This is a genomic window from Pseudomonas vanderleydeniana, assembly GCF_014268755.2.
Lineage (GTDB): Bacteria > Pseudomonadota > Gammaproteobacteria > Pseudomonadales > Pseudomonadaceae > Aquipseudomonas > Aquipseudomonas vanderleydeniana.
Genome location: NZ_CP077093.1, coordinates 6665439 through 6685798, shown reverse-complemented (window position 1 = coordinate 6685798; position 20360 = coordinate 6665439). Strand labels below are relative to the sequence as shown.

Here is a 20360-nt window from a genome sequence, read left to right as displayed (position 1 = left end):
GATCTACCGAATTTCCAGGTTTTAGGGCCGCTTCGCGCCCCAGCGCGGGCAAGCCCGCTCGCCACAGGCCTGTGCTTGTCTATTCCTGCACGTCATCGCATGTCGTAAACGCACCCTTGCAAGGCGTGCGTAGGCATTTGACGCGTCTGCGCCGGTCATACCATCGCTATCAAAGGACACCGCCGAACGGCTGTGCCCCACCAAAAAGAAATGGCGCACTGCCGCTGGGAGAGACGCGATGTTCAGCAAGCAAGACCAGATCCAGGGTTACGATGATGCACTGTTGGCAGCCATGAATGCCGAAGAGCAGCGCCAGGAAGATCACATCGAACTGATCGCGTCGGAAAACTACACCAGCAAGCGTGTCATGCAGGCCCAGGGCAGTGGCCTGACCAACAAGTACGCCGAAGGCTACCCGGGCAAGCGCTACTACGGTGGCTGCGAGCACGTGGACAAGGTCGAGGCCCTGGCCATCGAGCGCGCCAAGCAGCTGTTCGGTGCCGACTACGCCAACGTCCAGCCCCACTCCGGTTCCTCGGCCAACGGCGCCGTGTACCTGGCCCTGCTGCAGGCCGGCGACACCATCCTGGGCATGAGCCTGGCCCACGGCGGTCACCTGACCCACGGTGCCAAGGTGTCGTCCTCGGGCAAGCTGTACAACGCCGTTCAGTACGGGATCGACACCAATACCGGCCTGATCGATTACGATGAGGTCGAGCGCCTGGCCGTTGAGCACAAGCCGAAAATGATCGTGGCCGGTTTCTCCGCCTACTCGAAAACCCTCGACTTCCCACGTTTCCGTCAGATCGCCGACAAGGTCGGTGCGCTGCTGTTCGTCGACATGGCCCACGTTGCCGGTCTGGTTGCCGCTGGCCTGTACCCGAACCCGATCCCGTTCGCCGACGTGGTCACCACCACGACCCACAAGACCCTGCGCGGTCCTCGTGGCGGTCTGATCCTGGCCAAGGCCAACGAGGAAATCGAGAAGAAGCTCAATGCCGCAGTGTTCCCCGGCGCCCAGGGCGGCCCGCTGATGCACGTGATCGCCGCCAAGGCCGTGTGCTTCAAGGAGGCGCTGGAGCCGAGCTTCAAGGCCTACCAGCAACAAGTGATCGATAATGCCCAGGCCATGGCCGGCGTGTTCGTAAAACGCGGCTACGATGTAGTGTCCGGCGGCACCGATAACCACCTGTTCCTGGTCAGCCTGATTCGCCAGGGCCTGACCGGCAAGGACGCTGATGCCGCCCTGGGCCGCGCCCATATCACCGTGAACAAGAACGCCGTGCCGAACGACCCGCAATCGCCGTTCGTCACCTCTGGCCTGCGTATCGGTACCCCGGCGGTCACCACTCGCGGCTTCAAGGTGGCCCAGTGCACCGAGCTGGCTGGCTGGATCTGCGACATTCTCGACAACCTCGGCGATGCCGATGTCGAGGCGAATGTCGCCAAGCACGTGGCGGCCCTGTGCGCGGACTTCCCGGTTTATCGCTGAGAGCGTTTTGGAGTAAATGACTATGCAACGCTATTCGGGCTTCGGCCTCTTCAAGCATTCTCTCAGCCATCATGAGAATTGGCAGCGCATGTGGCGCACGCCAACTCCGAAGAAGGTCTATGACGTGGTCATCGTCGGCGGTGGCGGCCACGGCCTGGCCACGGCCTACTACCTGGCCAAGGAACACGGCATCACCAACGTCGCGGTGATCGAGAAGGGCTGGCTGGGCGGCGGCAACACCGCCCGTAACACCACCATCGTGCGTTCCAACTACCTGTGGGACGAGTCGGCGCACCTGTACGAACACGCGATGAAACTCTGGGAAGGCCTGTCCCAGGACCTGAACTACAACGTGATGTTCTCCCAGCGTGGCGTCTACAACCTCTGCCACACCCTGCAGGACATCCGTGATTCGGAGCGTCGGGTCAGCGCCAACCGCCTCAACGGCGTCGACGGCGAGCTGCTCAACGCCCAGCAGGTGGCGGACGAAATTCCGTACCTGGACTGCTCGAAGAACACCCGTTATCCAATCATGGGCGCCACCGTCCAGCGTCGCGGCGGCGTGGCTCGTCACGATGCCGTGGCCTGGGGCTTCGCCCGTGGTGCCGACGCCCTGGGCGTCGACCTGATCCAGCAGACCGAAGTGATCGGCTTCCGCAAGGAAAACGGCGTGTGCATCGGCGTGGAAACCAACAAGGGCTTCATCGGCGCCAAGCGCGTCGGCGTGGTCACCGCCGGTAACTCCGGGCACATGGCGAAACTGGCCGGCTTCCGCCTGCCGCTCGAGTCCCACCCGCTGCAGGCGCTGGTGTCCGAGCCGATCAAGCCGATCATCGACAGCGTGATCATGTCCAACGCCGTCCACGGCTACATCAGCCAGTCCGACAAGGGCGACCTGGTGATCGGTGCCGGTATCGACGGCTACAACGGCTATGGCCAGCGCGGTTCGTACCCGGTGATCGAGCACACCATCCAGGCCATCGTCGAGATGTTCCCGGTGCTGTCGCGCGTACGCATGAACCGCCAGTGGGGCGGCATCGTCGACACCACCCCGGACGCCTGCCCGATCATTTCCAAGACGCCAGTACCGAACATGTTCTTCAACTGCGGTTGGGGCACCGGCGGCTTCAAGGCCACCCCGGGCTCGGGCAACGTTTTCGCCGCGAGCCTGGCCAAGGGTGAAATGCACCCACTGGCCGCACCTTTCTCCATCGACCGTTTCCACAACGGTGCGTTGATCGACGAACACGGCGCTGCAGCGGTCGCCCACTAACAGGAGAAATTCCCATGTTGCACATCTTCTGTCCTCATTGCGGCGAACTGCGCTCCGAAGAGGAATTCCACGCTTCCGGCCAGGCGCACATCCCGCGTCCGCTGGACCCCAACACCTGCACCGACGAGCAGTGGGGTGACTACATGTTCTTCCGCGACAACCCGCGCGGCCTGCACCACGAACTCTGGGACCACGTCGCCGGTTGCCGCCAGTATTTCAACGTGACCCGTGACACGGTGACCTACGAAATCCTGGAAACCTACAAGATCGGCGAGAAGCCTCAATTCACCGCTGCCAAGCAGGCGGAAAGTTCGAAAGCGCCCCAGGCGGCTGTGGGAGAAAAGGTATGAGCCAGGTCAATCGCCTGTCCAACGGTGGTCGTATCGACCGCAACAAAGTCTTGAGCTTCACCTTCAACGGTGAGAGCTACAAGGGCTACGAAGGTGACACCCTGGCCGCCGCGCTGCTGGCCAACGGCGTCGACATCGTCGGCCGCAGCTTCAAGTACTCCCGCCCACGCGGCATTTTCGCCGCCGGGGCCGAAGAGCCGAACGCGGTGCTGCAGATCGGTGCTACCGAAGCCACCCAGATCCCCAACGTGCGGGCTACCCAGCAGGCGCTGTATCAGGGCCTGGTCGCGACCAGCACCAACGGCTGGCCGAGCGTCAACAACGACGTGATGGGTATCCTCGGCAAGGTCGGTGGCAAGCTGATGCCTCCTGGCTTCTACTACAAGACCTTCATGTATCCGCAGTCGTTCTGGATGACTTACGAGAAGTACATCCGCAAGGCGGCTGGCCTGGGCCGTTCGCCGACCGAGAACGACCCTGATACCTACGACAACATGAACCAGCACTGCGACGTGCTGATCGTCGGTGCCGGCCCGGCGGGCCTGGCCGCCGCACTGGCGGCTGCCCGCAGCGGTGCCCGGGTAATCCTGGCCGACGAGCAGGAAGAGTTCGGCGGCAGCCTGCTCGACTCCCGCGAAAGCCTCGACGGCAAGCCGGCGGCCGAGTGGGTGGCCACGGTCATCGCCGAGCTGAAGTCCCTGCCGGACGTGCTGCTGCTGCCACGGGCCACCGTCAACGGCTACCACGACCACAACTTCCTGACCATTCACGAGCGCCTGACCGACCACCTCGGTGACCGTGCCCCGATCGGCCAGGTTCGCCAGCGTATCCACCGGGTTCGCGCCAAGCGCGTGGTCCTGGCGACCGGTGCCCACGAACGTCCGCTGGTCTACGGCAACAACGACGTGCCGGGCAACATGCTGGCCGGCGCTGTCTCGGTGTATGTCCGCCGCTACGGCGTGGCACCGGGCAAGAAGCTGGTACTGACCACCAACAACGACCACGCCTACCGCGTTGCCCTGGACTGGCTCGACGCCAGCCTGCAGGTGGTGGCGATCGCCGATGCCCGCAGCAACCCACGCGGTGCGCTGGTGGAAGAAGCGCGCGCCAAGGGTATCCGTATCCTGACCGGCAGTGCCGTGATCGAGGCCCGTGGCAGCAAGCGCGTGACTGCGGCCCGCGTCGCCGCGATCGACGTGCGTGCCAACAAGGTGACCAGCCCGGGTGAGTGGCTCGAATGCGACCTGATCGCCAGCTCCGGCGGCTACAGCCCGGTGGTTCACCTGGCTTCGCACCTGGGCGGCAAGCCGGTCTGGCGTGAAGACATCCTCGGTTTCGTCGCCGGTGAAGCACCGCAGAAACGCGTGTGCGTCGGTGGCCTGAACGGCGTCTACAGCCTGGCCGATACCCTGGCCGATGGTTTCGAGGGCGGCGCGCGTGCAGCCAGCGAAGCCGGCTTCAAGGCCGTCGAAGGTGCACTGCCCAAGGCCCTTTCCCGTCAGGAAGAGCCAACCCTGGCGCTGTTCCAGGTCCCTCATGAAAAAGGCACCTCGCGTGCACCGAAGCAGTTCGTCGACCTGCAGAACGACGTGACCGCCGCCGCCATCGAACTGGCGACCCGCGAGGGCTTCGAGTCGGTCGAGCACGTCAAGCGCTACACCGCGCTGGGCTTCGGTACCGACCAGGGCAAGCTGGGTAACGTGAACGGCCTGGCGATTGCCGCCCGTTCGCTGAACGTGACCATCCCGCAGATGGGCACCACCATGTTCCGTCCGAACTACACGCCGATCACCTTCGGTGCGGTGGCCGGCCGTCACTGCGGGCACATCTTCGAGCCGGTGCGCTACACCGCCTTGCAGGCCTGGCATGTGAAGCAGGGCGCCAAATTCGAAGACGTCGGCCAGTGGAAACGCCCATGGTACTTCCCGCGTGCCGGCGAAGACATGCACGCCGCCATCAAGCGCGAGTGCAAGGCCGTGCGTGACAGCGTCGGCCTGCTCGACGCCTCGACCCTGGGCAAGATCGACATCCAGGGCCCGGACGCCCGCGAGTTCCTCAACCGCGTGTACACCAACGCCTGGACCAAGCTCGATGTGGGCAAGGCCCGTTATGGCCTGATGTGCAAGGAAGACGGCATGGTCTTCGACGACGGCGTGACCGCCTGTCTGGCCGACAACCACTTCCTGATGACCACCACCACCGGCGGCGCGGCTCGCGTCCTGCAGTGGCTGGAGCTGTACCACCAGACCGAATGGCCGGAAATGAAGGTGTACTTCACCTCCGTGACCGACCACTGGGCGACCCTGACCCTGTCCGGCCCCAACAGCCGCAAGCTGCTCAGCGAAGTCACCGACATCGACCTGGACAAGGACGCGTTCCCGTTCATGACCTGGAAGGAAGGCCTGGTGGGCGGCGTGCCGGCACGGGTGTTCCGGATTTCCTTCACCGGCGAGCTGTCCTACGAGGTCAACATCCAGGCCGACTACGCCATGGGTGTCCTCGAGCAGATCGCCGAGGCGGGCAAGAAGTACAACCTGACCCCGTACGGCACCGAGACCATGCACGTGCTGCGCGCCGAGAAGGGCTTCATCATCGTCGGCCAGGACACCGACGCCTCGATGACCCCGGACGATCTGAACATGGGCTGGTGCGTCGGCCGTACCAAGCCGTTCTCCTGGATCGGCTGGCGCGGGATGAACCGCGAGGACTGCGTGCGCGAAGACCGCAAGCAACTGGTTGGCCTCAAGCCGATCGACCCGAACAAGTGGCTGCCGGAAGGTGCGCAACTGGTGTTCGATCCGAAGCAGTCGATCCCGATGAAGATGGTCGGTCACGTGACCTCCAGCTATGCGCACAACTCCCTTGGCTACTCGTTCGCCATGGCGGTGGTGAAGGGCGGTCTCAAGCGTATGGGTGAGCGTGTGTTCGCACCGCTGGCCGATGGCAGCGTGATCGAGGCGGAGATCGTGTCCTCGGTGTTCTTCGATCCGAAAGGCGATCGCCAGAACATCTAAGTCGATCGTTCCCACGCTCCGCGTGGGAATGCATCCCGGGGCGCTCCGCACCCCAAGAGCGGACGCGGAGCGTCCATGGCGGCATTCCCACGCAGAGCGTGGGAACGATCAGAGACAGAATTCAATACAGGTGTTTCACATGAGCACAGCCAACGTTTACCAGCAACGCCCGACTTCCGGGGCCAAGGCCGAGTCGTCGTTGCACCATGCCGATCTGGCCAGCCTGGTGGGCAAGGGCCGCAAGAACGCCGGCGTGACCGTGCGGGAAAAGAAACTGCTCGGCCACCTGACCATCCGTGGCGACGGCCATGACCCGGCGTTCGCCGCCGGCGTGAAGAAGGCCCTGGGCCTGGAACTGCCCGTGGCCCTGACCGTCGTTGCCAAGGGCGAGACCAGCCTGCAATGGCTCGGCCCGGACGAGTGGCTGCTGGTCGTTCCGACCGGTGAGGAATACGCCGCCGAAAAGGCCCTGCGCGAAGCGCTGGGCGACCTGCACATCGCGATCGTCAACGTCAGCGGTGGCCAGCAACTGCTGGAGCTGAGCGGCCCGAACGTGCGCCAGGTGCTGATGAAGTCGACCAGCTATGACGTGCACCCGAACAACTTCCCGGTCGGCAAGGCCGTCGGCACGGTGTTCGCCAAGTCGCAGCTGATCATCCGTCACACTGCCGAAGACACCTGGGAACTGGTGATCCGCCGCAGCTTCTCGGACTACTGGTGGTTGTGGCTGCAGGATGCGGCAGCGGAGTACGGCCTGAACGTTCAGGCTTGAGGCTGAAATGTGCCGAGGGCCTGTATCAGGAGGCACATTTGGGCGAAAAGTATAGCTGTGGCGAGGGGGCTTGCCCCCGCTGGGCTGCAAGGCAGCCCCAAACCCTGAGCACGCGGTGTGTCTGACACACCGAGTTTGCCGGTTTTACGGCTGCTCTGCAGCCGAGCGGGGGCAAGTCCCCTCGCCACGGGTAGACCGGCAAGCCCCTTGCAGAAGCGATCTCCTTTCTTCGGGGATCAGTGCCAGACCCACCCAGGTTTTTGCAGCATTCAAGAACAGGAGTCACCCGATGAGCCGCGCCCCCGATACATGGATCTTGACCGCCGACTGCCCCAGCGTGCTCGGCACGGTGGATGCGGTGACCCGCTTCCTGTTCGAGCAGGGCTGCTACGTCACTGAACACCATTCGTTCGATGACCGCCTCTCGGGCCGGTTCTTCATTCGTGTGGAGTTCCGCCAGTCCGAAGGCTTCGACGAACAGGCGTTCCGCGCAGGCCTGGCCGAGCGTGGCAAGGCGTTCGGCATGACCTTCGAGCTGACCGCGCCGAACTACCGGCCGAAAGTGGTGATCATGGTCTCCAAGGCCGATCACTGCCTCAACGACCTGCTCTATCGCCAGCGAATCGGCCAACTGTCCATGGACGTGGTCGCGGTGGTGTCCAACCATCCCGATCTCAAGCCCCTGGCCGACTGGCACCAGATTCCCTACTACCATTTCCCCCTCGATCCCAATGACAAACCGGCCCAGGAGCGGCAGGTCTGGCAGGTGATCGAGGAGTCCGGCGCCGAACTGGTGATCCTTGCCCGCTACATGCAAGTGCTGTCGCCGGAGCTGTGCCGCAAGCTCGATGGTCGCGCCATCAACATCCACCACTCGCTGCTGCCGGGCTTCAAGGGCGCCAAGCCCTACCACCAGGCCTACAACAAGGGAGTGAAGCTGGTGGGGGCGACCGCGCATTACATCAACAACGACCTGGACGAAGGGCCGATCATCGCCCAGGGCGTGGAGGTGGTGGATCACAGCCACTACCCCGAGGACCTGATCGCCAAGGGCCGGGATATCGAGGGACTGACCCTGGCACGGGCGGTGGGCTACCACATCGAGCGGCGGGTGTTCCTCAACGCCAACCGGACGGTCGTCCTTTGAGTTTCATGCTGTCCATCCTGGCCTCATCGCCAGCAAGCCGGCTCCCACGGTGGGCGGGTGGTGTTCGCGGAATCCTGGCGTACACCGCCCCTTGTGGGGGCCGGCTTGCTGGCGATAGGGCCCTGAAAAACAACGTGCCCCATTCGCGGATGAATCCGGCGTCCACAAGGTGGAGTGTCGAACACAAGACTGGTGTGCGCCACAACACTGTGGGAGCCGGATTCATCCGCGAAAAATCCAAAGAATAACGCAGTAAAAAAAGACACAAGCACAACCCCGAGCAATCAACGCGTTGCTTCGTGGCAACGCGTCGCTACATAAAAACAACAGCGAGGTGAAAGCATGTCTGGCAATCGTGGAGTGGTATACCTTGGCGCTGGCAAGGTAGAAGTACAGAAGATCGACTATCCGAAAATGCAGGACCCGCGTGGCAAGAAGATCGAGCACGGCGTGATCCTGCGGGTGGTTTCCACCAACATCTGCGGCTCCGACCAGCACATGGTGCGCGGTCGTACCACCGCCCAGGTCGGCCTGGTTCTGGGCCACGAGATCACCGGCGAGGTGGTCGAGAAGGGCAGTGACGTCGAAAACCTGAAGATCGGCGACCTGGTCTCGGTGCCGTTCAACGTCGCTTGCGGGCGCTGCCGTTCCTGCAAGGAAATGCACACCGGCGTCTGCCTGACCGTCAACCCGGCGCGTGCCGGCGGTGCCTACGGCTACGTCGACATGGGTGACTGGACTGGCGGCCAGGCCGAATACGTGCTGGTGCCCTACGCCGATTTCAACCTGTTGAAACTGCCGGACCGCGACAAGGCCATGGAGAAGATCCGTGACCTGACCTGCCTGTCCGACATCCTGCCAACCGGCTACCACGGCGCCGTCACCGCGGGCGTTGGCCCGGGCAGCACCGTGTATGTCGCGGGTGCCGGTCCGGTCGGCCTGGCCGCTGCCGCCTCGGCCCGCCTGCTGGGCGCGGCGGTGGTCATCGTCGGTGACCTGAACCCGGCCCGCCTGGCGCATGCCAAGGCGCAAGGTTTCGAGATCGCCGACCTGTCCCTGGACACGCCGCTGCACGAACAGATCGCCGCGCTGCTGGGCGAGCCGGAAGTGGACTGCGCCGTCGACGCCGTGGGCTTCGAGGCCCGGGGCCATGGCCATGAGGGTGCCAAGCACGAGGCCCCGGCCACCGTGCTCAACTCGCTGATGCAGGTCACCCGCGTGGCCGGCAAGATCGGTATCCCGGGCCTGTACGTGACCGAAGACCCGGGTGCGGTGGATGCCGCCGCCAAGATCGGTGCACTGAGCATCCGCTTTGGCCTGGGCTGGGCCAAGTCCCACAGCTTCCACACCGGCCAGACCCCGGTGATGAAGTACAACCGCGCGCTGATGCAGGCGATCATGTGGGATCGCATCAACATCGCCGAAGTGGTGGGCGTGCAGGTGATCAGCCTGGACGAGGCGCCGAAGGGCTACGGCGAGTTCGATGCCGGCGTGCCGAAGAAATTCGTGATCGACCCGCACAAGATGTTCAGCGCGGCGTAAGCGAAAGGCAAGAAAAGGGCGACTTCGGTCGCCCTTTTTGCTTGATGACGACGGGTTATGGTGTCGTCCCGTTCGCGGACAAGCCGTGCGTCTACAGGGAGGCGTTCGCCGATACCGGACACCCCAATGAACCGTAGAAGCGTGGCTTGCCCGCGAAAGGGCCCATGGCCTCAACGGATAGTCTTCAGAAACGCCGCCGGCCGCCACCACTGCGGCATCTCAGCAAAGCTGCCTGCCGAGGCAAGCGCAGGCTTGAGTCTTCAGCGCTGAGCCGCCTTGGCCGCGCCTACCCGCTGGCAGAACTCCGGGTAGAAACCCCAGCCGCTCGGATCGCGGCAGTATTCGCGGGCTTGTGCCAGTGTCTCGCGGCTGAACTTCAGCTCGCGAGGCATGCTGGCGAAATTGATGTAGCCACCCTGTTGGGTCTTGATCGCGTCGAAGCTGTCCATCCCGTAAACCAGCTCGACGTCATCGGCAGCCACGATGTGGGCCTTGATCGTCACCTGTGCGTATTGCTTGCCGCCGGGTGCATTGTTCACCGCCGCCAGGCCCTGGCCGACCGTGCGCAGCATTCGTGGAACCCAGGCTTCTTCGTTATCGGCAACCTTCCCGGGCCGGTAGAGGATGGTCAGTGCCTGCTGGTCGCGGCTGACCTCGGCCAGCGCGGGATCGGCGCGCTTGATGCGGTGTTCGAGCGTCAGCCAGGCGGTCTGCTCGTCGCTGAGGTTGTCGGGCAGCTCGGGGTTCAGCGGGCCACGCTGGCATTCGTTCAGGCCGAAGGTGATGGCCAGGCCAGCCAGGATGATTGCCAGTGCGGTTCCGCCGATTTTCACGTCCATGTGCGTGCTCTCTCCCAGGGGCTCCCACTTTACGGCAAATGCCCGGCCAGCCCTAGCGGGGCGGACATCGCTCATGGATTCCAGGGCCCAGGCAGAGGCTTTCCGCCGGGACGGGGCGTCTTTTCCGCAGCGGCCTGTCGCCGTCGGGCAATGGTCGCCAGGCCGCCGGCCTCTCAACATGAGCGCTCCATCAATCTCTCGATAAAGAGGTGCCTTCATGGCCAAAAAGGAAATCCGACTCTCCCTGGAAGACATCGACAGCAATGGCACTCCGGAGGTGCTGGTAGAATTCTATGAAGGCGACGAGCTCATCTTCGCTTCCGCCGTGTCCTCGTCTGGCGAGGACAAGACCTACGACACCGTCAATGTTCGCGTGGACATGGATGAAGATGGCGACATGGATGCAGACGACGAACGTCACCTGCTCACCCTGTGCCAGGCCTTCGCCGGGTTCGCCCGCTAACCCCCTGGCAGCGAGGGTCAGGCGCGCTTTCGGGCCAATATGGCAAAAATAGCCAAAATGGCTGGTGATTGTTATAGTGGATTGGCCTTCCCAATCTGTGAGCACGCGCCATGATTGCCCTGCCTGACCTCCTCGATCTGCCGCGCCAGAACGCTTCCCAGGTGAAGAACAAGTGGGCCGACGTGGTCCGCCTGGTTCATCAGTCCGGCAGCGTCGCGGTGACCAACCACTCCACCGTGGAGATGGTCCTGCTGGATGCCGAGACCTACCAGCAACTGACTGCCCAGGTGCAGGCCTACAAGGATCGTGAGCAGTCGGCCCTGGAAGAACTGACCCAGCGTTTTGACGCGCGCCTGCAAAGCCTGCAACAACCCCAGGCGGCCCAGGGGGTGCGTTCGCTGCTGGCGGCCAAGGGCAAGCTGGGCAAGCGGCCTGAAGCCGGTTCCACGTTCTGATGAGTGAAACGCCGGCCGGCGAACGCCCGTTCATTTTTGTCCTGGCCGGGGTCAACGGTGCCGGCAAGAGTTCGGTGGGCGGGGCGTTGCTCGCCGAGCATGGCCTGGACTGGTTCAACCCCGACAGCTTTGCCCGCGAACTGGCGAGCAGCCTGGGCATCGACCCGCAGCGCGCCAATGGCCTGGCCTGGGAACATGGCCGCAAACAACTGGAAGACGCCCTGCGCGAGCGGCGCAACCATGCCTTCGAAACCACCCTGGGTGGCAACACCATCGCCTTGATGCTCGCCCAGGCGGCGCAGACCCATGATGTGATCATGCTGTTCTGTGGCCTGTCCTCGCCGGAGCAGCATCTGCGGCGGGTGCGTCTTCGGGTTGCCCGGGGTGGCCATGACATTCCGGAGCCGAAGATCCGTGAGCGTTGGGTCAACTCGCGGGTCAACCTGATCAGCCTGATGCCGTACCTGACGCATCTGCAGGTGTTTGACAACAGCACCGACGTCGCGCCGGGCGAGGCCATTCCCGATCCGTTGCTGGTCCTGGAAATGGCCGGCGGCCAACTGCTCAGCCCCGACCCGAAGGACGCCCAGGCCCTGCAAGCCATTCCCGTATGGGCGAGACCGCTGGTTCAGGCCGCCATCGAGCGGCTTTCCGGCTGACGGCAAGGCCGCACGGCCAATCCCCGCCATACTTGATGGCAGGGTGGAACAAGCCCGGCTTTTCCCACTCCAATGGCCAGTGCCGACCGCTTGCCAGCGGCGGCCTTCGATGACTTGTGAGGTGGCTGCAATGAAAATTCCACGCGGTGTCGTACTGGCTTCGCTCCTGACCTTCGCCGCTACGCCGGTGTTCGCGGCGTTCAGCCTGAATGACGCGGCCAACGCGCTGTCGGCCATGCAGGGTGGTCAGAACGATCATGCCACGGCACCGGAAGGCGGTCTGCTCAGCGCCCTGGGTTCGCAACTCAACGTCACTCCGGAACAGGCCATCGGCGGTACCGGGGCGATGCTCGGCCTGGCGAAGAACAGGCTCAGCGGCAACGACTATTCGCAGTTGAGCCAGAGCATACCGGGCCTCGACCAGCTGTCGGGCGGCGCTGCCCTGGCCGGTCTTGGCGGCCTGCTCGGCCAGTCGGGCGACTCATCGGCGGTGGGCAATGCCCTGGGTAACGTGAAGAACACCAACGACCTGAACAACGCCTTCGGCGCCTTGGGCATGGATAGCGGCATGGTCGGCCAGTTCGCACCGATCCTTCTCAAGTACCTGGGCGACCAGGGTGTCGGCGGTCCGCTGTTGCAGAGCCTCAGCGGCATCTGGGGCGCAGGCGGCTAGACCGTCGCCAGGGCTGGCCGACGCACCGAGCTCCGCGAGGACCCGGTGCGTTTTTGTTCGTGTCGGGCCGAGCCGGGTTCTGTTCCGGCGCGCAGTGTGCTATTTGTCGCCGCCTGTTCATGGAGAGAGTGGCACAAGCATGTTGGTCGATGCGGTGAGGATGTCGTTGCACCTGGATGCGGTCATGGGATTCGTCCTGTACCTGCTGGTGGCACTGCTGGTTTTCGGGCTGTATGCCTGCCTCTATACCTGGATGACGCCGCACAAGGAGTGGACGCTGATCCGTGCCGGCAACGTTGCCGCCGCGACCGCCCTGGGTGGCGCGTTGATCGGCTTCGCGATCCCGGCGGCCAGTGCCATTGCCCATTCGGTGTCGCTGGTGGATTTCCTGGTCTGGGCGCTGATCGCGCTGGTCGCCCAACTGCTGGCATTCGGCCTGGTCAGCCTGCTGATTCGCGGCCTGTCGGCCCGGATCGCCAAGGGTGAATTGGCGGCGGCGATCCTTTCGGCGGCGATCTCCATCAGTGTCGGCCTGCTCAATGCGGCCTGCATGACCCCACCGGTCTGAGGGCGCTGGCGATGAAACGTAGCCAACGTGTTGGCCTGGTGTTGCTGGGCAGCGTGCCCTTCGTGCTGGTGGCCTGTGATGGCGAGCAGGTGCGGACGCGCGATGTCGCCAAGACCACGCAGTATGCCAGCGAGCCGGCCTGTGTCGCGGCCGGCGTGGCAGCCGATGTCTGTGCCGATGCGGCGGCGGAGGCTCGCGACCAGCATCTGGAAATCGTGCCGGAGTACCCCAGCCAGGACGCCTGTGCCAGTGATTTCACCCGCGGCGACTGCGTGGCCGATCTGGGCAATACCCGCTTCCACCCGCTGATGGCCGGCTTCAACCTGACCACCGTGCAGGCGGTGCCGGCGCCTCTTGAAGAGGAAAAGCGACTGGATGACCAGACCGTGATCGAGAGCGGCCCGCCTGTCGTCTCGTCGAACGGTGGCGGCTACGGCAGTTCTTTCGGCGGCTCCGGTTATTCCAGCTACTCCAACGACTGGGGCAGCCGCTTCTGGCGCTGGATCGGTCTGGGTACCGACCCCTACGCACCGCGCTACTTCAGCGAGCCGTTGTACAACGAGCGCGATGGCCGTGGCGGCTACCAGGCCAGCAGCCTCGATCAGCAGGCCCGAGCCGGCAAGACCTTCGCCCAGTCGAGCAACGCGCGTTTTCGCCTGAACAGCCCGGGGCGTTTCACCCCGGCGTCGTACAGTGGTTCGGCACCACGGGTGGTTAGCCGCGGCGGTTTCGGTTCATCCCACGGCAGCAGCAGGGGTGGCTGATGAAACGCGTCTCCAGCTTGCCCCGTCCGGATTGGCGGGCCACCGCCGAACGGCTGGGCTTTCATTTCCACACGTTCGATGGCGAGCCCTACTGGGATGAGTCGGCCTACTACCAGTTCAGCCTGCGCCAGATCGAGGACGACCTCGAAGAGCCGACCCGCCAGTTGCATGAGCTGTGCATGGACCTGGTCGCGCGGGTGGTCGACAGCGAGCAACTGCTCGATCGCCTGGCGATCCCCGAGGGCTATCGCGACCTGATCCGCCACTCCTGGCGCCAGGGCCACCCGCACCTCTATGGGCGGATGGACCTGTGCTATGACGGCCACGGTCCGGCCAAGCTGCTGGAGACCAACTACGACACGCCGACGTCGCTGTACGAGGCGAGTTTCTTCCAGTATGTCTGGCTCGAGGAGCAGATGCGCCGTGGGCAACTGCCGGTCCGGGCCGACCAGTTCAACAGCATTGAGGACAAGCTGCTGCAGGCCTTCGTCGAACTCGGGTTCCAGTCGCCGTTCCACTTCGCCTCGGTCCGTGACTCGCTGGAAGACCGTGGCACGGTCGAGTATCTGAGTGACATCGCCCGCCAGGCCGGGCTGGCGACGCAACTGATCGACATCGAGGCGATCGGCCTGGACCGGGCCGGGCGTTTCGTCGACGAGCAGGACCAGCCGATCAGCACCCTGTTCAAGCTCTACCCTTGGGAAAACCTGTTCAGCGAAGCTTTCGGCCCGGCCATCGCGCACAGCCGAACGCTATTCGTCGAGCCACCGTGGAAGGCGATCCTGTCGAACAAGGGGGCATTGGCGCTGCTCTGGGAACTGCATGAGGGCCACCCGAACCTGCTGCCGGCCTTCATCGACCCGGACCCGCAGGGGCGTCCGGGCCGGGGCTGGGTGCGCAAGCCGTTCTTTTCGCGGGAGGGGGCCAATGTGGAAATTCACACGCCGACCGGCGAACGGATCAGCGAGCAGGGCCCCTATGACCAGGGGCCGTTCGTGCTGCAGCAGTTCCAGCCGTTGCCTTCGTTTGCCGGCAGCCATACGGTGCTCGGCAGCTGGATGATCGGCGATCAGCCGGCCGGCATCGGTATTCGCGAGGACAACTCGCTGATCACCAAGGACACCAGCCGTTTCCTGCCACACATCATCCTCGACTGAGATTCAGCCGCGCTCGCTGCGTAGCGCGGCAATGCGCTCGTCCTTCTCGCTCCAGAGCTGGTTGACCCAGTCCTGGACCCGCTTGCGCAGCACCGGGTCGTTCTCGTAGTCGCCCTGCCACAGGCTCGGGTCCATGGCGCGGGTGTGGAAGTCGATGATCACCTTGGGCACGTTGCCGCTGATCAGGTCCCAGAATCCCGGGATCTTCTCCTGTGGATAAACCACCGTGACATCCAGCACCGCATCGAGCTGTTCACCCATTGCCGCGAGGACGAAGGCCACGCCACCGGCCTTGGGCTTGAGCAGGTGCCTGAACGGCGACGCCTGTTGCTGGCGCTTGGCCTCACTGAAGCGGGTGCCTTCGAGGTAGTTGACCACGGTCACCGGCTGGCGCTTGAACAGTTCGCAGGCGGCCTTGGTGATTTCCAGGTCCTGGCCCTTGAGTTCCGGGTGCTTGTCGAGGAAGGCCTTGGAGTAGCGTTTCATGAACGGGTAGTCCAGCGCCCACCAGGCCAGGCCCAGGAACGGTACCCAGATCAGTTCCTTCTTGAGGAAGAACTTGAAGAACGGCGTGCGCCGGTTGAGCGACTGGATCAGCGCCGGGATGTCGACCCATGACTGGTGGTTGCACACCACCAGGTACGAGGTATCGCTGCGCAGGCCTTCGGCGCCGCGAATGTCCCAGCGGGTGGGGATGCACAGCGAGAAAATCAGCTTGTCGATCTCGGCCCAGGTCTCGGCGATCCACATCACTGCCCAACTGGCGTAGTCACGGAAACGGCCGGGCAGCACCAGCTTGAGCAGGGCGAACACCATCAGTGGGCCGAACAGCACCAGGGTGTTGAGCAATAACAGCAGCGTAACGAGGCTGCCGGTGAACAGGCGGCGCATAAAGGGACTCTTCCAGGGCGAGAGGGCGGGCCATGATAAAGGTGCGGCGGGCGGACGCCAAATCGGCCGTTCGACGAATGTTTCACGCACGATGTGACAGGATGGCGGTCATTTAGCCGATTGTTCATGAACCAATGACGACGGCACGGTCTAAAATGCACCTCTCCTGCGCGTCCACTCAAAGGTACAGCCCAAGTGAAATCCGTTCTTGCCCTGTTGTCCCTCCTGGTTCTTCCGGTCATGGCCGCCGAGCCGACCCTTTACGGGCGCTACGAGTACATTCGTCTGCCGGAGATCGGCCAGACCTTCAAGGCCAAGATGGACACCGGCGCGCTGACCGCGTCGCTGTCGGCCAAGGACATTGAGCTGTTCAAGCGCGACGGCGAGGATTGGGTGCGCTTCCGCCTCGGTACCGCCGACGCCGACAACAAGGTCTACGAGCACAAGGTTTCGCGCATCAGCAAGATCAAGACCCGTGCCGAGGAAGACGAGGACGGCGAAGTCGCCGACCCGAGCAAGCGCCCGGTGGTCGACCTGGAAATGTGCCTGGGCAACGTCAAGCGCACGGTGGAGGTCAACCTGACCAACCGCAGCAGCTTCAACTACCCGCTGCTGATCGGCGCCAAGGCCCTGCGCGAATTCGGCGCGGCGGTGAACCCGGCACGGCGCTATACCGCCGACAAGCCCGACTGCTGATTGACGGGGCGGCACGCGTCCGGCACCGTTGCGCCATTGCCCACAGTGCTCGGACGCCATGCCCCATATCCTGATAGTCGACGACGAAGCGGCGATTGCCGATACCCTGGTCTATGCCCTGCAGGGCGAGGGGTTCACCACCACCTGGCTGAACCTCGGCGGCGCGGCGGTCGAGTACCAGCGCACCACGCCGGCCGATCTGCTGATCCTCGATATCGGCCTGCCGGACATCAGCGGCTTCGAGGTCTGCAAGCAACTGCGGCGCTTTACCGAGGTGCCGGTGATCTTCCTCAGCGCCCGTGACGGCGAGATCGATCGGGTGGTGGGCCTGGAGATCGGTGCCGACGACTACGTGGTCAAACCCTTCAGCCCACGCGAAGTGGCGGCGCGGGTCCGGGCGATTCTCAAACGCGTGGTGCCCCAGGTGCCGGCGGTGTCGGGCAACGAACGTTTCCTGGTCGATCATGAACGGGTGCAGATCAGCTATCGCGGACAGGTCCTGAGCCTGACCCGCCATGAATTCCGCCTGCTTGCCTGCCTGCTGGAGCAGCCCGAGCGGGTGTTCAGCCGCGAGCAACTGCTCGACGCCGTCGGCGTTGCGGCGGATGCCGGCTACGAGCGCAGCATCGACAGCCACATCAAGAGCCTGCGGGCCAAGCTGCGGCTGGTGGCCAGTGACGCCGAGCCGATCCAGACCCACCGTGGCCTGGGCTACAGCTACAGTCCGAGTCAAAGCTGATGCCGCTGGGGCTGCGGATCTTCCTGGTGTACTTCCTGTTCGTCGGCCTGACCGGCTACTTCGTGCTGAGCACGGTGATGAAGGAAATCCGTCCCGGAGTACGCCAGTCCACCGAGGAGACCCTGGTGGACACCGCCAACCTGCTGGCGGAAATCCTCCATGATGACGTCAAGTCCGGCACCCTTGGCCAGAGCCGCCTGCCCGAAGTGCTCAAGGCCTACGGCAAGCGCAAGCCGGCGGCGAACATCTGGGGCCTGCCGAAGAACCAGGTCAACCACCGTATCTACGTGACCGATGCCAAGGGTATCGTCCTGCTCGACTCCGCCGGGTTGGCGCTGGGGCAGGACTACTCGCGCTGGAACGATGTGTACCTGACCCTGCGCGGCGAGTACGGCGCGCGCTCGACCCGATCCGACCCTGACGACCCGAACTCCTCGGTGATGCACGTTGGTGCGCCGATCACCGATCAGGGCGAGATCATTGGCGTGGTCACCGTGGCCAAGCCCAACAGCTCGCTGCAACCCTATGTCGACCGCACCGAGCACCGCCTGATCCTCTGGGGCGCCGGGCTGATCGCCCTGGGCCTGCTGTTCGGCGCACTGCTGTCCTGGTGGCTGAGCGCGGCCCTGCGCCGACTGACCGCCTATGCCCAGGCGGTCAGCGAGGGCCAGCGCGCCGAACTGCCGCATTATCGCGGCGGGGAAATGGAACAGCTGGCCAGTGCCGTGGAGCACATGCGTACGCAACTGGAGGGCAAGGCCTACGTCGAGCGCTACGTGCACACCCTGACTCATGAACTGAAAAGCCCGCTGGCGGCGATTCGCGGTGCCGCGGAGCTGTTGCACGGCGAAATGCCGGATGCCCAGCGCGAGCGTTTCGTCGGCAACATCGAGAACGAAAGTGCGCGCATGCAGCAGTTGATCGAACGACTGCTGAACCTGGCGCTGGTGGAGCAAAGGCAGGTGCTGGAAGAACAGGTCGAGGTGCCGCTGGCGGCTCTGGTCGAAGAAGTCTTGCAGGCCCAGGCAGCACGTATCGAAGGCGCCGGTTTGCAGATCGAACGGGGGATCTGCGCGGACGTCAGCGTATTCGGCGAGCGTTTCCTGCTGCGCCAGGCTATCGGCAACCTGCTGGATAACGCCCTGGATTTTACCCCGGCGGGCGGAGTGATCCGCTTCAGCGCCGAACGCGACGGCCAGCGACTGCGTTTCAGCCTGTTCAACCAGGCCGAGGCGATTCCCGACTATGCCCTGCCGCGCCTGAGCGAGCGCTTCTACTCGCTGCCGCGCCCGCACAGTGGGCGCAAGAGCACCGGGCTGGGGCTGAACTTCGTCGAAGAAGTGGTGAAGCTGCACGGCGGCGAGTTGCTGATCGGCAACGTCGAGGGTGGGGTCGAGGTCAGGATCATCCTGTGTTCATGAGGCCGTCGTTGTCTTGTCGAGGTTGAACAGTGACTCGGCTTTTTCCGCATCCAGGTGGGCGACATTGATCCTCAGCCAGGGGCTCTGCCTGCCATCGGCACTGAACAGGTGCCCAGGGGCCAGCAGCACGCCTTCTCTGTAGGCCTTTTCGAGAAAGTCATCGGTACTTTCCAAACGTGGATGTCGGACCCAGATGAACATGCCGCAGTCGGGCTGATGAAAGATCTCCCAGCCCCAGCGCGTAAAGCAGGCATGGGCGGTTGCCTGGGACGTGCGGAGCTTGCGCTGGACGATGTTCAAGTGACGTTCATAGAGACCATCAGAGAGGATCGCGCTGAGGAAGCGCTCGCAGAAACTGGGGACGGCAACACTGGTCAGCAGCTTCAGGTCCGCCAGTTGGGCGATCAGGCCAGTCGGCGCGACCACGTAGCCGACACGCAGACTGGCCGAGAGTGTCTTGGAAAAACTGCCGATGTAAATGACCTTGCGCATACCGTCGAGAGTGGCCAGCCGGTTGCCCTGTTCATTGCTCAGGTCACCGTAGACATCGTCCTCGACCAGAGTGAAATCATGCTGATAGGCCAGTTGCAACATCTGGAACGAGTTCTGTGGACTCAGCGAGGCGCCGGTGGGGTTGTGAAACTTCGAGTTGATGAAAAACGCCTTGATCCGATGCCGGGTCAGCACGTCCTTCAGTGCGATGACATCCGGTCCCTCGGGTAGTCTCGGAATGCCGATCACCACCGCGCCGCGCAAGGCCAGGAGTTGGACCAGGTTGCTGTTGCAGGGATCGTCGACGAGGACATGATCCCCGGGCTCGAGGATATGGCGAATGACCAGATCCAGACCCTGGGTCGCTCCGAGGGTTGTCAGGATCTGGTCCGGCTGAAGGGTCAAGCCCAGGGTGTTCAGCAGGTGCTGGGCCAGGTTCTGCCGCAACGGCAGGTGCCCCAGGGGATCGCCATACTCGATCAGCGTGCTGTGGGCGAAGTTCGCGGTGCGGCGGATCACGCGGGCCAGTGCCTGGGTATCGCGCCAGGACGGCGGCAGCCAGCCACAACCGAGCTTCATGCTGTAGGCGCTGCCATGGAACAGCCGCCAGAAGGCGTTCAGATTGCCGTTATCGACCGGTTCGTCGACCGGCAGCCTTGGCATGCTCGCGAGCCTGGCCGGCTGTGCCTCGACGAAAAAGCCACGACCCTGGCTGGCACTGATCAGTCCATTGATCTCGAGGCGCTCGTAGGCGCTGACGACTGTGTAGTAGCTCAGTCCCTGGCTGCCACTCAATTTTCGAATGGACGGTAGGCGCTGACCCGGCTTGATCCTGCCCTGGAGAATGGCGTCCTTGATCGCCTGGATCAACTGTTCCACGGGTTTCCCCGCAGAACGGTCCAGTGTGAGTTCCATCCCAGCCTCCCTGACCACCAAGTGTTAGAGGGAATTTT

At 63.9% G+C, this 20360-nt stretch carries 20 protein-coding genes; 17 read left to right on the top strand and 3 right to left on the bottom strand.

Annotated elements, in window-relative coordinates; genetic code table 11:
- Positions 1-238 precede the first annotated feature (238 nt).
- From HU752_RS30105 to fdhA, 7 genes are all read left to right on the top strand, one after another.
- A complete protein-coding gene (locus tag HU752_RS30105; protein WP_186684408.1) occupies positions 239-1492 on the top strand; it encodes a serine hydroxymethyltransferase in 1254 nt (417 codons plus the stop codon).
- A gap of 22 nt (positions 1493-1514) precedes the next feature.
- Positions 1515-2765, top strand: coding sequence for a sarcosine oxidase subunit beta (locus HU752_RS30100; RefSeq protein WP_186684406.1), 1251 nt, complete (start codon positions 1515-1517; stop codon positions 2763-2765).
- Positions 2766-2779: 14 nt separating this feature from the next.
- The gene (locus HU752_RS30095; RefSeq protein WP_017903835.1) at positions 2780-3115 is read left to right on the top strand and encodes a sarcosine oxidase subunit delta; all 336 of its coding nucleotides are present in this window, start codon (positions 2780-2782) and stop codon (positions 3113-3115) included.
- Positions 3112-6129 carry a sarcosine oxidase subunit alpha gene (locus HU752_RS30090; protein WP_186684404.1) on the top strand — a complete coding sequence of 1006 codons (3018 nt, stop codon included), beginning with the start codon at positions 3112-3114 and terminating at the stop codon, positions 6127-6129. Before HU752_RS30095 ends, HU752_RS30090 begins: the two co-directional genes overlap by 4 nt.
- 139 nt (positions 6130-6268) lie before the next feature.
- Positions 6269-6901 (top strand): sarcosine oxidase subunit gamma, encoded by a 633-nt coding sequence (locus HU752_RS30085; protein ID WP_186684402.1) that lies wholly within the window; start codon positions 6269-6271, stop codon positions 6899-6901.
- A 289-nt stretch (positions 6902-7190) separates the two neighbouring features.
- Entirely contained in the window at positions 7191-8048 is an 858-nt protein-coding gene (gene purU / locus HU752_RS30080; protein WP_017903087.1) for a formyltetrahydrofolate deformylase, read from the top strand.
- A gap of 342 nt (positions 8049-8390) precedes the next feature.
- Positions 8391-9590, top strand: a complete 1200-nt coding sequence (gene fdhA / locus HU752_RS30075) for a formaldehyde dehydrogenase, glutathione-independent (RefSeq protein WP_186684400.1) — start codon at positions 8391-8393, stop codon at positions 9588-9590.
- Between the two features lie 260 nt (positions 9591-9850).
- On the opposite strand, the gene HU752_RS30070 is transcribed toward fdhA, so the two are convergent.
- Positions 9851-10429, bottom strand: a complete 579-nt coding sequence (locus HU752_RS30070; protein ID WP_186684398.1) for a hypothetical protein — start codon at positions 10427-10429, stop codon at positions 9851-9853.
- A 217-nt stretch (positions 10430-10646) separates the two neighbouring features.
- Between HU752_RS30070 and HU752_RS30065 the strand changes: the two genes are divergently transcribed.
- From HU752_RS30065 to HU752_RS30035, 7 genes are all read left to right on the top strand, one after another.
- On the top strand, positions 10647-10892 hold the full coding sequence (locus HU752_RS30065) for a hypothetical protein (protein WP_186684396.1): 246 nt from the start codon (positions 10647-10649) through the stop codon (positions 10890-10892).
- Between the two features lie 110 nt (positions 10893-11002).
- The gene (locus HU752_RS30060) at positions 11003-11347 is read left to right on the top strand and encodes a type II toxin-antitoxin system Phd/YefM family antitoxin (protein ID WP_017903082.1); all 345 of its coding nucleotides are present in this window, start codon (positions 11003-11005) and stop codon (positions 11345-11347) included.
- Positions 11347-12006 (top strand): ATPase, encoded by a 660-nt coding sequence (locus tag HU752_RS30055; RefSeq protein WP_186684394.1) that lies wholly within the window; start codon positions 11347-11349, stop codon positions 12004-12006. The genes HU752_RS30060 and HU752_RS30055 overlap by 1 nt, the downstream gene beginning before the upstream one ends.
- Before the next feature lie 130 nt (positions 12007-12136).
- Positions 12137-12679 (top strand): DUF2780 domain-containing protein, encoded by a 543-nt coding sequence (locus tag HU752_RS30050; RefSeq protein WP_186684392.1) that lies wholly within the window; start codon positions 12137-12139, stop codon positions 12677-12679.
- Between the two features lie 142 nt (positions 12680-12821).
- Positions 12822-13247, top strand: coding sequence for a DUF350 domain-containing protein (locus HU752_RS30045; RefSeq protein ID WP_026145035.1), 426 nt, complete (start codon positions 12822-12824; stop codon positions 13245-13247).
- Between the two features lie 11 nt (positions 13248-13258).
- Positions 13259-14011 carry a DUF1190 domain-containing protein gene (locus tag HU752_RS30040; RefSeq protein WP_017903078.1) on the top strand — a complete coding sequence of 251 codons (753 nt, stop codon included), beginning with the start codon at positions 13259-13261 and terminating at the stop codon, positions 14009-14011.
- Entirely contained in the window at positions 14011-15168 is a 1158-nt protein-coding gene (locus HU752_RS30035) for a glutathionylspermidine synthase family protein (RefSeq protein WP_186684390.1), read from the top strand. The genes HU752_RS30040 and HU752_RS30035 overlap by 1 nt, the downstream gene beginning before the upstream one ends.
- A gap of 3 nt (positions 15169-15171) precedes the next feature.
- Here HU752_RS30035 and yihG read toward each other — a convergent pair whose 3' ends face one another.
- Complete coding sequence (yihG, locus tag HU752_RS30030; RefSeq protein ID WP_186684388.1) at positions 15172-16059, bottom strand: 1-acylglycerol-3-phosphate O-acyltransferase, YihG family; 888 nt, start codon at positions 16057-16059, stop codon at positions 15172-15174.
- Positions 16060-16254: 195 nt separating this feature from the next.
- Here yihG and rloA2 point away from each other — a divergent pair, with 195 nt between their 5' ends.
- The 3 genes from rloA2 to creC are packed head-to-tail and all read left to right on the top strand — an operon-like array spanning position 16255 to position 18915.
- Entirely contained in the window at positions 16255-16755 is a 501-nt protein-coding gene (rloA2, locus tag HU752_RS30025; RefSeq protein ID WP_186684387.1) for a retropepsin-like aspartic peptidase RloA2, read from the top strand.
- A gap of 58 nt (positions 16756-16813) precedes the next feature.
- Complete coding sequence (creB, locus tag HU752_RS30020; RefSeq protein ID WP_186684385.1) at positions 16814-17494, top strand: two-component system response regulator CreB; 681 nt, start codon at positions 16814-16816, stop codon at positions 17492-17494.
- Entirely contained in the window at positions 17494-18915 is a 1422-nt protein-coding gene (creC, locus tag HU752_RS30015; protein ID WP_186684383.1) for a two-component system sensor histidine kinase CreC, read from the top strand. The genes creB and creC overlap by 1 nt, the downstream gene beginning before the upstream one ends.
- On the opposite strand, the gene HU752_RS30010 is transcribed toward creC, so the two are convergent.
- Positions 18910-20322, bottom strand: a complete 1413-nt coding sequence (locus HU752_RS30010) for an aminotransferase-like domain-containing protein (protein WP_186684381.1) — start codon at positions 20320-20322, stop codon at positions 18910-18912. The two genes, creC and HU752_RS30010, sit on opposite strands and share 6 nt — an antisense overlap.
- Positions 20323-20360 lie beyond the last annotated feature (38 nt).